Source organism: Gloeobacter violaceus PCC 7421 (genome assembly GCF_000011385.1).
Lineage (GTDB): Bacteria > Cyanobacteriota > Cyanobacteriia > Gloeobacterales > Gloeobacteraceae > Gloeobacter > Gloeobacter violaceus.
In genome coordinates this window covers 4,575,841-4,588,134 of record NC_005125.1, presented here as the reverse complement: position 1 = coordinate 4,588,134, position 12,294 = coordinate 4,575,841, and the positions used below count along the sequence as shown (strand labels likewise).

Genomic DNA, 12,294 nt, shown 5'->3' with positions numbered 1-12,294 from the left:
ATCAAAGGATATCGCAGATAGAGCAAGGGGTTAAACATGGACGGCTGGATGAAGCCTTTGGCCAAGGAAATTGCCGACTGCTACGAGCAGCGGACCGATGCTGCGAAGGCTTTGCCGCAGGTGATGACCCAGGTGCTCACCGAGCATCAGATCAAAATTTGCGACCTGCGGCTCTGGCAACAACTCCAGCAGGCAGCCGAGGGGCAGCTCAACCAGGTCGCAGGCTCCAAGGCATCCTAGGCCTAGGCCGCCGGGTGGGGCTCGCTCCGACACAGGGTGTACCTGCGAGGATTTGTGGTTGACAGAGCCGCAGGTCCGGATTCGCTTTGGCGGTGGGTGGGTGAAAGCAGCCTCGGTAGCGGCATGTCTTGTTTTGCTGGGCAGTATCCTGGGGCCGGGTGAGGTGATGCCCTGGCCTGTGCGCCTCGGTAGCGCTCTGGCCGCCGTCTGGGTGCTTTCGGTGTTTCTGGGATTCGAACTGCGCATCGGCGATGGCGGTCTTACGCGCCGTTTGGGACCACTGGTGCTGCATTGCCGGTGGACAGACCTGGAGACGGTTCGGGTCGATGCCGTGCCCGGCTTCAGGCGGGTACGTCTGGTCTTGCACTCCCGCAACGGAGATAAGATCAGCTTTCCACTCTTTTTGCTGGGCGATAGAGACCGCATACGGCTGGCCGATAGGCTGTTGCACCACCTGCCTGACACGTTGAGACAACAATGGCTGAATGACGGAGACAGCCTGCTGCGCTAATGCACCGAGCAATCGCCTCATCTGCGCTGTGCGGCAGTTATGAAAACGTGCGGGCAATCGCGCAGAGTGGTTCCGCTGGAAATGGTCATGGCATATTCCTTACCAAGATGGAAGGCCGAATGGCTCCCCATCAATCGCCTTCAGCCGAGCAATACCCATGGCTTACGACAACCTCTGCAAGCTGCTGGCCGAGCTGGCGCCAATCGCCTTTGCCACCTGGCTGCTTCGCCGTCCTGTTTCCACGGCCAGTGTCTTGAAAACCGAGTTGAGTATCGAGCCCATTCGGGCCGACTCGGTATCTTTTCTGGCCGCCGAGGGTAGCATTTTGCATATCGAATTTCAGACAAAATACGATTCCGATCCGCCCCTGCCGTTGCGCATGCTCGATTACTTTGTGCGGCTGTCCCGGCGCCACCGCCAGCCGATCGATCAGGTGCTGGTTTTGCTGCGCGAACCGGCCGGCGGCGCAACGATCGAGCAGGAGTACCGCTCGGAGAATACTTTGCACCGCTACCGGGTCGTGCGCCTTTGGGAGGAAGACCCGGAACCCCTGCTCGCGGATCGGGCTTTGTTGCCGCTGGCCACTTTGGCCAGGGCGCCATCGGCCGAGGAACTGCTCGGCCGGGTCGCACGGCAACTCGGTACGATAGAGGAGCCGGTGCAGCGGCGAGACATCGCAACGTTTGCCACCATCCTGGCTGGTTTGAAGTTCGATGCGGGGTTGCTCGCTCAAATTTTTCCGGAGGGTATGATGCGCGAGTCGGTGATATTTCAGCAAATCCTGCAGGAAGGACGAAAGGCAGGTCAATCCGAAGGACGGGCCGAGGGACGGGCCGAGGGATGGGCCGAGGGATGGGCCGAGGGACAGCTTGAAGGTGAGCGCCGCCTACTGCTGCGGCAACTGGGTCGCAAGTTCGGTCCTCTGCCGGACACGCTGGTGCAGCAGGTGCAAGCCATTGCGGATCTTGCTCAGCTTGAGCAACTGGCGGACGCGGTGCTCGACGCCGGCAGCATTGGTGACTTTTGCCGCAGATTGTAGTTTCCGCCTGTGGCAGGGGTAAATACTCAAATCTCTGCTCTCAGATCCACCCCAAAGCCGGAAGGACCGGAGCGGCGACCATGGCCACGAAGTACAGTGTCCCCAGGGCGGTTTTAAGCGCGTCAATGCGCCCGATTCTGCGCGAATGTGTCGGCTGCATGTGCGTATCTCCTTGTGAATGTCGGAGCGGAAATTTTGGTTGGAGCGTCGGGGTGTATTCGGACCCTTCATCTCTCCGCTGCTGTAACCAGACTAAATAGCCGCACTGCGCCAATCCAGGGACAATTAGGTCGATAAGCACTTGTTGGGCAGCGGGTCGTCGGCCATACACGGTGGGCTGCTCTGCCGTCCGTGACAACTCTTGAAGCCCGCGGCTGAAATCCCCTTAAAATCCGGATAGTTCCTTATCTTCCGAAAAGCCCGCCGACCCGAGGTTATCGAAATTCACGCGAGCGACGCCGATGAGCGATACTCCCAAGGCAAGACGCAGGCGTGGGTACCGGCTGACTTCCCAGGGCTGGCAGCGCCTGCACGAGGCGCGCTGCCGGACTGAAGAGCGCGAGAATGCCGGGGAGCGCTTGACCCTCGAAGATCTCAGCGAGCGCACCGGCTTTGACCCCAACACCGTTGCCAAGGTGCTCAAGGCCGAGGAAGGCGTGGATAAACAGACCCTGTTGCGCTTTTTCATCGCTTTTGGCCTGGAACTGGAAAGCGACGATTATGCGCGGCCGGAAGCCGGAGCAGCATCGTCCCAGCCGCCGCGCGAGGTGCGTCGCGACTGGGGCGAGGCGGTCGATGTGTCGCTGTTCCACGGCCGGGGCGGCGAATTGGCGATTCTGGAGAACTGGCTGGTCGAGGAGCGCTGCCGGCTGGTGGCCGTTTTGGGGATGGGCGGCATCGGCAAGACCGCCCTCGCCGTTAAACTCGCCCGCCAAAGCGAGGCACACTTCGAGCGGCTCATCTGGCGCTCGCTGCGCAACGCGCCACCGCTTGCGGATCTGCTGGCCGAGTTGATTGTCTTTGCAGGCGACGAGCAGGCCCCGGCACTGCCCACGGGCATCGAAGGCCGGATCTTGCGGCTTTTAGAATGCCTGCGCCGCAACCGCTGTTTGCTGGTGCTCGACAACGCCGAATCGCTGTTGCGCGGCGGAGAGCAGGCAGGTACCTACCGCGAGGGCTGCGAAGGCTATGGCGAGCTGCTCAGACGGGTTGGGGAGGTGCCCCACGCGAGCTGCCTGGTGCTCACCAGCCGCGAAAAACCCGCCGAGGTCGCGGCCCTGGAGGGGTCGAGCCTGCCGGTGCGCTCGCTGCGGCTGGGCGGTCTGCAGGAGAGCGAAGGCGAGGTGATTTTGCAGGCGAAGGGGCTCAGGGGCGGAGCGGACGAGCGGCGCAAGCTGGTGGAATGCTACCGGGGCAACCCGCTGGCGTTGATGATCATCTCGACGTCGATCCGGGAGCTGTTCGACGGCCAGATCCGCGAATTTCTCGCTCAGGACACGGCGGTCTTCAACGGGATCGCCAACCTTTTGCAGCAGCAGTTCGACCGGTTGACCGAGGCTGAAAAACAGCTGATGTACTGGCTGGCCATCCACCGGGAGCCGGTGGTTGCCACTCAGTTGCGGGAAAACGTCGTCCCTGCCGTCTCCGCGCCCAAAATCCTCGAAGCGCTCGAATCGCTGTTGCGTCGCTCGCTCATCGAGCGCGGCACCACGGGGTATTCGCAACAGCCGGTGGTCATGGAATATACCACCGAGCACTTCGTGGAGCGCATCTGTGACGAAGTGCACAAAGGGACGATCGGTCTATTTAGAAGCCATGCCCTGCTGCTGGCCCAGGCAAAAGACTACATTCGCGCCGCCCAGAGCCGGCTGATTCTCAAGCCGGTAATCGACGAGTTGCTTGTTAGACTCGGATCGCAGGCGCACCTGGAGCAACGGCTGGCGGCCGTCCTGGCGCAGCAGCGCGATGAGGCGCCATTGCAGCCGGGGTATGTGGGTGGCAATACCCTCAACATGCTCGCCACTTTGCAGACAGAATTGCGCCACTGGGATTTTTCCCACCTGGCCGTTTGGCAAGCCTATCTGCAGGAGGTGAATCTGTACGGCGTCAATTTTTCCCACACCGATCTGGCCCGCTGCGTCTTTGCCCAGAACTTCGGGGGGGTGTTCTCGGTGGCCTTCAGTCCGGACGGCGAGCAGATAGCTGTCGGTGACGACAACAGCGAAATTCGTTTGTGGCGCGCAGCCGACGGCCAGCAACAACTCAGCTGCCAGGGCCACACCGATTGGGTCTGCGCCGTCGCCTTCGCCCCGAACGGACAAACTTTCGCCAGCGCCAGCCAGGATGGCACCGTCAAACTCTGGGATGCGCGCATAGGCCAGTGCCTCGCGACGCTGCGCGGGCACATCGGCTGGGTGCGCTCGGCGGCCTTTGCCCCGGACGGGAGCCTCCTCGCAAGCGCTGGACAGGACAGCACCGTCAAACTCTGGGATGCGGCCACGGGAAGGTGCCTCGCCACGCTCCAAGGACACACCGGCGTAGTCCACAGCGTCGCCTTTGCCCCGGACGGGAGCCTCCTCGCAAGCGCCGGACAGGACAGCACCGTCAAACTCTGGGATGCGGCCACGGGAAGGTGCCTCGCCACGCTCCAAGGACACACAGAGCCGATCCGCTCGGTGGTGTTTTCCCCGGACGGCCACAGGCTCGCCAGTGCCAGCCACGACCGGACCGTCAAACTCTGGAATCCGGCCACAGGAAGATGCCTCGCCACCCTCGCCGGGCATGGCGACTGGGTCTCGGCGGTGGCTTTCGCCCCAGACGGGCGCAGCCTTGCCACCGGTAGCCTCGATCGGACCGTCCGGCTGTGGGAGACGATCACCGGTCAATGCTTGAAAACGCTGCAGGAGCATACCGATCAGGTCTTCTCCATCGCCTTCCATCCCCAGGGCCATACCCTTGCCTCCGGCAGCCCGACCCAGACGGTCAAGCTCTGGGACACCGAGAGCGGCCAATGCCTGCGCACGCTGCAGGGAAAAACGGTCACGGTCCTCGCAGTGGCCTTCAGCCCGCACGGGCAAACCCTGGTTTCCGGCAGCGACGACCGGCTGGTCCGGCTGTGGGATGTGCGCACCGGCGAATGCACCCGCGTGCTGCGCGGTCACCTGCGGGGGGTCACCACCGTCGCCGTCGCCCCGGACGGGCGCACCCTGGCAAGCGCCGGTGCGGATCTGAGCGTCAAGATCTGGGACGCGCTCTCGGGCCAGTGCCTCAGGACGCTGCGCGAGCACACCGGCTCGATCCGCTCGGTGGCGTTTGCCCCGGACGGACGGCTGCTCGCCAGCGGCAGCCAGGACGGCACCGCCAAGCTCTGGGATCCCGGCACAGGGCGGTGCGTCGCGACGCTGCGGGGGCACACAAGCTGGATCCGCTCGGTGGCGTTTGCCCCGGACGGGGGGCTGCTCGCCAGCGGCAGCCAGGACGGCACCGCCAGAATCTGGGACACCCGCACCGGCGAATGCCTCCAGATCCTGGCGGGACATACGTATTTGATTTGCTCGGTGGCCTTCAGCCTCGACGGACAGCTGCTCGCCAGCGGCAGCCAAGATCAGACCATCCGGCTGTGGGAGGTACAGACAGGAGCGTGCCTGCGCACCCTTACAGAAAAGACCGGCATGGTCTTTTCGCTGGCCTTCAGCCCGGATGGACAAATCCTCGCAAGCGGCAGCAACGACATGACCGTGAAGCTCTGGCAGGTGGGCACCGGCCGGTGCGTCAAGACGCTGGGTCCGCACACCAGCCTGGTCGTGTCGATCGCCTACGCCCCGGACGGCAGTACCCTCGCAAGCGCCAGCCTCGATGAGACCATTCGGCTTTTCGATCCGGCCACGGGCGCATGTTTGCGGAGGTTCACGGTCGAAAGAACCTACGAAGGCACCGACCTCACCGGCGCCACCGGCCTCAGCGACGCCCAAAAGGCGGTGCTGATCGCCCTCGGGGCAGTGGAACGCATTCTGTAAAGAGCGGGTTGCAGAGTGTAACTAACAATTGCGAATGTTGGAGTCCTCCGGGGCTTCGCAGGCACTCTCCTACACTGAGAGGACGGGTTGCCAAGGGAGTGCGCCTCGATGCACTGTGAACTATCGACTACCGGGCGATTGCGCCTCGATACCGCCTACCGCTGTCCGGCTTGCCGCTTCGGGCGGATCGCCATGATGCCGTTGATGGAAGTGATGGCCTGCGATCTGTGCCGCCACATTTTTGATGTCGATCTAGGAAAGCAAGAAGTCAAAATGAACGGCAGCCTGCCGCCATTGAGTTGGCGGTGGAACGGCCGTACCTGGCATGACCCCTTTGCCCAAGGGCCCAACCGCCTCGATAAGCTCGTAGCCCTCGCAATGCTCGTTTTTCCGGCCGCGCTGGTGGGGGGGCTCGCCTGGCGGTTCGGCCCGCCCCCGGATGCTCCGCTTGCCTGGCTGCCGCCGCTGTGGACCGCGCTCACTTTCACCTGCCACCTGGGCTGCGTGCTGCTGGCGGTGTGTTCGTATTATCAGTTCTCGCCGGTGACCTTCGCTAAAGCGCTGGCCCGCCGCCTCCAGCAACGGTTGGCCACGGGATTAAGCTGACGTTTCGCCCGGAAACGCTTCGACCGGCACCTCCAGCCAGACTTGCTCCCGGTGGGAGCGTTGGGCCAGATCCATCAACAGTTGCGCGTAGGCGCCCTCGCGCAGCGACGGCACTACCGTCTCGCCCTCGCGGATGCCTTCTAGAAAGCGGCGGGCAATGGCGATAAACGGCGCGAGCCGCCCGTCCGGGTAGGTACGCTCGAAGCGCAGTCGCTCGGGCACCTCGACGGGCTCCAGAACGCCCCCTGCATTGGCGCGCTGGAGCTTGAAACCGTGGACGTAATCTTTCTGGTTGTCGTTGGCGAGCACCAGGCTGCCCCGCTCGCCGTAGACTGCGAGACGATGGCCGGTACCCTGCCAGGTAGCGGTGCACAGTCGCGCGTTCACCGGGGTGCCGTCGGTGAGTTCGAGCCACAGTTGGCAACTGTCGTCACTGTCAACCGGCAGCCAATCGCCGCTCACCGGGTCGGGGCGGCTGTGGATGAGCGTGTCGAGGCGGGCATTGAGGCGGGTAAGGGGACCAAATAGCCACCCCAGATAGTCGAAGAGATGGGAGCCCAGCGATCCGAGCGCGCCGCCGCCCCGTTCGCGCTCGGCATACCAGCTCCAGGGCCGCCGGGGGTCAGCTCGTCCCTCCACCAGCCAGTCGACGGTGACCAGGTGCAGCGCTCCGACCGCGCCTTCCATCAGCAACTCGTGGAGCAGTTGCCACTCGGGAATGCAGCGAAACTCAAAATCGACCGCATGGATCAGGGAGCGGGCGGTGGCGGCTTCCAAAAGCCGGTAGGCTTCAAAACCCGCCAGAGCCACCGGTTTTTCGCACAGCAGGTGCTTGCCCGCGGCGATCGTCGCCATCGCCTGCTCGTAGTGCAAAAAGGGCGGCGAGGCGATACTCACTGCTCCTAGGCCCGGTATTTCCAATAGTTGCTCGATGCTCGTGCAGGGGTAGGGCACATCGAACTGACGGGCCACCTGGGCGATGCGGTCGCCGTCACGGCCCAGGACGGCCAGCACCTGCAGATCCATTGCTTCTGCAAGCGCTTGAAAGCCCGGCAGATGAATTTTTTGTCCGAATCCCGTGCCGATGATGCCGATGCCGATGCGTGCCATGGTGAAACCGCGTCCTGGCGCAGAGTGTATCACTTGTGCGTGCAGACGGGCTTTAGCCGCCGCGCACGAAAGCCATCACCACCTCGAAGAGGATCAAGACGATAATCACCAACTCCAGCGTCTGGCCCTGGATCGAGCCCAGCCGGTCGGTCAGTAGCTGATATAAGTTGGCGACGATGTCGAGCTTTTGGGCAATCGCCGCCTCCCACTCGCGCAGATAAAACCGCTTGGTGGCGGCGGCGTGCACCTTGGCCAGGTACAGATCGCCGATCAGTTTGAGGGCGTTGTCCACCCGTTCCGAGAGGAGCGAATACTCCAGGCGCAACTCGGCCAGCTCTTCGATCGCCTGGCGGTAAGGGGTACGCAGCGGAATGGGCCACACGAAGCGCTTCTGGACCAATCCTTCGTAGCTTCCCACCTGCCGGTCGAGCTGGGCGTCGATGTAGCGCGCTTCGAGCAGCTCGACGTTGATCAGCTCAAGGACGTTGACGGTATCGTAGTGGTCGCGGTCGTAGATGATCGAAGCATTCCAGTCGACCAGTACCAGATCGTTTTCGTAGTAGCTGACGCTTTGGGAGAGTGCTTCTTCCTGCTGCTCACTGCTGAGGGGCAATGTCTCGAAGCGCAGCACCTGGGCGAGGGTGGCGCGGTGGCGCTCGAGCAGTTCCTCCGCCTTGAGGGGTGCATCAAGTTCTTCAAGAATAAACAGGTAGTAGTCTTCCACCAGATTGGACAGTTGGGGCCGCGCGATGGCCGGGCGCAACTTCTCCATCAGACTGCTCACCCGCGAGCGCGCCTGTTTTTCGAGTTCCAATCCGTAGAGGTGCCGGCTCAGTTGCGGCAGTTGGTCCACAGCCAGCCGCAAAGGCCAGCGAAAGGCGAGGCTGATCGCCCCGAAACCGAATACGGTCGCCTGCAGTTGCCCCGACCCCTCTGCGCCGATGGCCGGGGTCTCGCCCAGGTTCAACACCTGGGGAGGCGGGTCGTTGTACTGCAGGTAACTGGGGGTCTGCCGCTTGCGCGAGAGCGGCTGGACGGGGGAGGAAGCAAACAAGCTGCTCACTTCCTGAAGTGAGACTTCATAGCCGACGTCGAAGGCAAAAAGGGCGACCGCCTGCCCCTGGACGATGGTAACCATTGCCCTACCCTCCCCCAAGGCTCTGCGGGCGTCAAGCCCGATTCGGCCGTGATAAAATCCCCGGATTGCGCTGGGGGATGCGGGATGAGTATCAAGCTGTTCGATTTAAGCCAAAAAGTGGCCGCGATCACCGGTTCTGGGCGGGGTATCGGCCGGGCGATCGCCCGGGGGATGGCAGCGGCCGGGGCGAAGGTGGTGATTGCCGACATCGACGCCGCGAGCGCCCGGGTGAGCGCCGCTGAAATTGAACAGGCGGGCGCAGAAGCCCTGGCGGTCGAGGTGGACACGGTGAGCCCAGAGCAGTGCACCCGGATGGTCGATTCGACCGTGGAGCGCTTCGGTCGAATCGACGTCATGGTCTGCAATGCCGCCGTGGATGTGATCAAACCGGCGGTCGAGTTGGCGGAGGCTGAGTGGGATTGGATTGTCGATGTCGATCTGAAGGGCTACTTCAATGCGGCCCAGGCCGCCGCCCGCCGGATGCTGGCCCAGGGGGGCGGTTCGATTGTGATGACTTCTTCGCTCGCCAGTGTAATCGGTATCCACGGGCTGGTCGCTTACGCCGCCGCCAAAGGGGGCGTCAACCAACTGGTGCGTTCGATGGCGGTGGAATGGGCCACCAGCAACGTCCGCGTCAACGCCATCGCCCCCGGCTACTGCGAAAACATCATGGTCGGGGCCGAGTCCACCCACGCAGACCCGGTCAAGGAACAGCAGATCCGCACCTTCACGCCGATGGGCCGACGCTGCAAACCCGAGGAGTTGGTGGGTCCGGTGATCTTCTTGGCCTCCGAAGCCGCTTCCTATGTGACCGGGGCTATCTTGCACGTCGATGGCGGCTACACCGCCATGTAGCCTCGAGGGCGTACAATCGGGCGGCAAGGGTGGGAGAAAAACCGTGATCGAGCTTTATACCTGGAACACGCCCAACGGCCAAAAGATCCCGATCTTTTTAGAAGAGACCGGCACGCCCTACAACTTTCATCCGGTCCACATCGGCAAGGGCGAGCAAAAGACCCCCGAATTTCTGGCCATCAACCCCAATGGCAAGATTCCCGCCATCGTCGACACCGAGGGACCGGACGGCAAGCCTCTGCGGGTCTTCGAGTCGGGGGCCATTTTGCAATATCTGGCGCAAAAGACCGGCCAACTGCTCCCCGCCCACCCGCGCCATCGGGTCGAAGCGCTCGCGTGGTTAGCCTTCCAAATAGGAGGGGTGGGTCCGATGTTCGGGCAGGTGGGCTTTTTCCTGCGCGCCAAAGAGCGCAACGAACAGGCCATCGAGCGCTATACCACCGAATCGCAGCGGCTATTCGGTGTGCTGGAGCGGCGGCTTGGCGAGGAAGAATATTTGGCGGTCGAATATTCGATCGCCGACATTGCCACCTACCCCTGGGTGCGCGCTTCCCAGTTCATTGGGTCCGACTTTATGCAGCAGGCACTTGAAGACTCCCCGAATGTACGGCGCTGGTACGATGCGATTGCTAAACGACCGGCTGTCGAGCGGGCCTTGCAGATCACCAAAGAAAAAAGTCAGTGACCAAGGGCCGCTACACAGGGCTCTGGCGGCGCGAGACCATCCAGATCGAAGGCGGGGAGCCCCATGAGACGGCGGTAGTGCTCTGGTTGCAGGTAGATGCGTACTTCGCGGATCTGCGCATTCCGTTCGAGCGGGCGTTTTTGCCGGCGGGTCAATCGCTGGCGGACTTGCCCATCCGGCGATTGCGGGATTTTGCGGGCTTTTCGGCCTTTGCGGGTTCCATCGAGGCGACGGCCGATTGGATCCGCTGGAACCGGACCATCGACTTTCGCCCCCGCCCCGGCCAGCTCGATCAGGGCCGCGTGCACCGGGAAGACAGCCATTTGATTGAAATCGGCGAATTTGCCCGCCCGGACGGCAGCACCGGCATGTACAAAGAAATCTGGGTACCCCAGCCGTGCGCAAGTCCGGATGTACTGGTGCTCGAACTGTCCGAGCCGGTCGATTCCGCAAGCCGGGCTATTCGGCCTGCGAAGGGAATGCTGGTTCGACTGGCTCAGCATTTCACCCATATCTACGATCCCCGGGGCTATCCGCCAGACTTCGAAGCCCCCGACCCCCAGGATCTTTCGGAACCGGAGTTGCGGCGGTTGCTGGATTTTCAGGCCGATTACGGCTGCTACGAGGCGGGGTCGGAGCGCTGGCAGATCTTGCTGTCGAGCGATCCCGGACGTGTCGGCGAATGGCTGCCCGCCCCCATCCGGCAGGCAAACCAAACCTGGCTCCAGACGTTGACCGGCCCGGAGGGTTTTATTGGTGAACGGCGGTGGCTGCAACTCGAACCGGCGGTTGAAAGGGCCGAGAGATAGAGCCGAAGACGCGTCTTCAAGCAGTTAGCACTGCATCGAAGGAGAGTATTTCCAGATCCAAATCACGCCATCACCCGAGCACCGCTCGCACCGCCTTGCCGCCCCACCGCCGGAGAGAGGCGGCCACTGCCAGCGACAGGCCCACGCCCAGGAGCGACACCACGAAAAACTTGCCCAACGGGTGCAGGGGAATGCCCCGAAACGCCAGCGCGGCGAGCACGCACACCGGCGCGTGCACGATGTACACGGCATAGGAATGCTCGCCCAGAAACGCCCACCACCGTTGGCCGCTGAAAATCCGGTCGCGAAACAGCAGGAGCACGGTAATGCAGGCGGCCGGGCAGGTCACACCCTCCACCAGGCAGATGGCTGCCGCCTGCCAGTGCCACCCACCCAAGAAGCGATCGTCGATGCCGCCGTTGAGCAGGACGAGGATGGGCACCATCGCCGCGCCCCAGGCGGTCAGGGCCGCGCACGGCCAGAACCAGCGGCGGTTCAGCCGCGCGAAGATCTCGGCTGAACCGGCCCACACTCCCACTGCAAACAGCAGGATGTACTGGGAGAAGTAGGCCAGTTGCAGATGCCAGAATTCGGCCCCAATCGGGTACATCAGCCGGGTGCAAAAGGACAGGACCGCCAGCAAAACGGCGAAGCCCGCCACCTGCCTGGCCGTCACCTCCTGCAGCAACGAACTGAGCCTTGGCCGCAAGCGCCGGACAAGCAGGTAGACCAGACTGAATACCAGCAATGTCTCTACAAACCACAGCGGACCGGGGGCGAAGTCCTTGACCAGCGGCGGTTCAAGCGCGAGATACTCAACGAAGCTGCCCTTGAAATCACCCTGGTAGACCCAGGCGACGTAATCAAGGGGTGGGCTGAGGAAGAGCGCGAAGAGCACCAGGGGAATACCCAGCCGTACACAGCGCTCCCGCAGGAAGGCGGCTTCCCCCTTGCGGGCCAGGGCAGCAGGCGTAAAGACGGCGGCCAACAGGAAGAACAGCCCCATAAAATAGAACTGATCGAGCGCGACGAACGTGGTCAGCAGCAGATTCACCCAGGCTTCGCCGGTGTGCTCTGTGTAGTACCACCCGCCGACGGCCCCGTAGGTGATCGCCACGTGATGGAGGATGACCAGCAGGCTCAGGCATCCCCGGACGCCGTCGAGGTAGCCGATACGCCCGGGCGGTGAGGCGGAGACGACGGTTGCAACGTTTTGCCTGTGCGCTTCCATCAATATTCAAGAAACATGCCATTTGAGACTAGCGCATACCGGGGTCTTGCCTTT

General features: G+C 62.9%; 11 protein-coding genes. 8 read left to right on the top strand and 3 right to left on the bottom strand.

Features of this window, described 5'->3' with window-relative positions; genetic code table 11:
- Positions 1–36 precede the first annotated feature (36 nt).
- From GLL_RS22420 to GLL_RS22400, 5 genes are all read left to right on the top strand, one after another.
- Complete coding sequence (locus GLL_RS22420) at positions 37–240, top strand: hypothetical protein (protein ID WP_011144337.1); 204 nt, start codon at positions 37–39, stop codon at positions 238–240.
- Between the two features lie 166 nt (positions 241–406).
- Positions 407–751 (top strand): hypothetical protein, encoded by a 345-nt coding sequence (locus GLL_RS22415; RefSeq protein WP_164929515.1) that lies wholly within the window; start codon positions 407–409, stop codon positions 749–751.
- 157 nt (positions 752–908) lie between these two features.
- Positions 909–1,790 carry a DUF4351 domain-containing protein gene (locus GLL_RS22410; RefSeq protein WP_011144335.1) on the top strand — a complete coding sequence of 294 codons (882 nt, stop codon included), beginning with the start codon at positions 909–911 and terminating at the stop codon, positions 1,788–1,790.
- 461 nt (positions 1,791–2,251) lie between these two features.
- Positions 2,252–5,806 (top strand): NB-ARC domain-containing protein, encoded by a 3,555-nt coding sequence (locus GLL_RS22405; RefSeq protein ID WP_011144334.1) that lies wholly within the window; start codon positions 2,252–2,254, stop codon positions 5,804–5,806.
- Positions 5,807–5,914: 108 nt separating this feature from the next.
- On the top strand, positions 5,915–6,412 hold the full coding sequence (locus GLL_RS22400; RefSeq protein WP_011144333.1) for a hypothetical protein: 498 nt from the start codon (positions 5,915–5,917) through the stop codon (positions 6,410–6,412).
- Here GLL_RS22400 and GLL_RS22395 read toward each other — a convergent pair.
- Together GLL_RS22395 and GLL_RS22390 are read right to left on the bottom strand one after the other, a co-directional pair.
- A complete protein-coding gene (locus tag GLL_RS22395) occupies positions 6,404–7,522 on the bottom strand; it encodes a Gfo/Idh/MocA family protein (RefSeq protein WP_164929514.1) in 1,119 nt (372 codons plus the stop codon). The two genes, GLL_RS22400 and GLL_RS22395, sit on opposite strands and share 9 nt — an antisense overlap.
- A gap of 52 nt (positions 7,523–7,574) precedes the next feature.
- Positions 7,575–8,660, bottom strand: coding sequence for a hypothetical protein (locus GLL_RS22390; protein ID WP_011144331.1), 1,086 nt, complete (start codon positions 8,658–8,660; stop codon positions 7,575–7,577).
- Positions 8,661–8,744: 84 nt separating this feature from the next.
- On the opposite strand from GLL_RS22390, the gene GLL_RS22385 reads away from it, so the two are divergent.
- From GLL_RS22385 to GLL_RS22375, 3 genes are read left to right on the top strand one after another with little or no spacing between them, the layout of a single operon-like run.
- Positions 8,745–9,515 (top strand): SDR family NAD(P)-dependent oxidoreductase, encoded by a 771-nt coding sequence (locus GLL_RS22385; protein ID WP_164929513.1) that lies wholly within the window; start codon positions 8,745–8,747, stop codon positions 9,513–9,515.
- Positions 9,516–9,558: 43 nt separating this feature from the next.
- Complete coding sequence (locus GLL_RS22380; protein ID WP_011144329.1) at positions 9,559–10,200, top strand: glutathione S-transferase family protein; 642 nt, start codon at positions 9,559–9,561, stop codon at positions 10,198–10,200.
- A complete protein-coding gene (locus GLL_RS22375; protein ID WP_011144328.1) occupies positions 10,197–11,009 on the top strand; it encodes a hypothetical protein in 813 nt (270 codons plus the stop codon). Before GLL_RS22380 ends, GLL_RS22375 begins: the two co-directional genes overlap by 4 nt.
- Positions 11,010–11,079: 70 nt before the next feature.
- On the opposite strand, the gene GLL_RS22370 is transcribed toward GLL_RS22375, so the two are convergent.
- Positions 11,080–12,240: an acyltransferase family protein gene (locus tag GLL_RS22370; protein ID WP_011144327.1), complete on the bottom strand. Its 1,161-nt coding sequence runs from the start codon at positions 12,238–12,240 to the stop codon at positions 11,080–11,082.
- Positions 12,241–12,294: the final 54 nt, after the last annotated feature.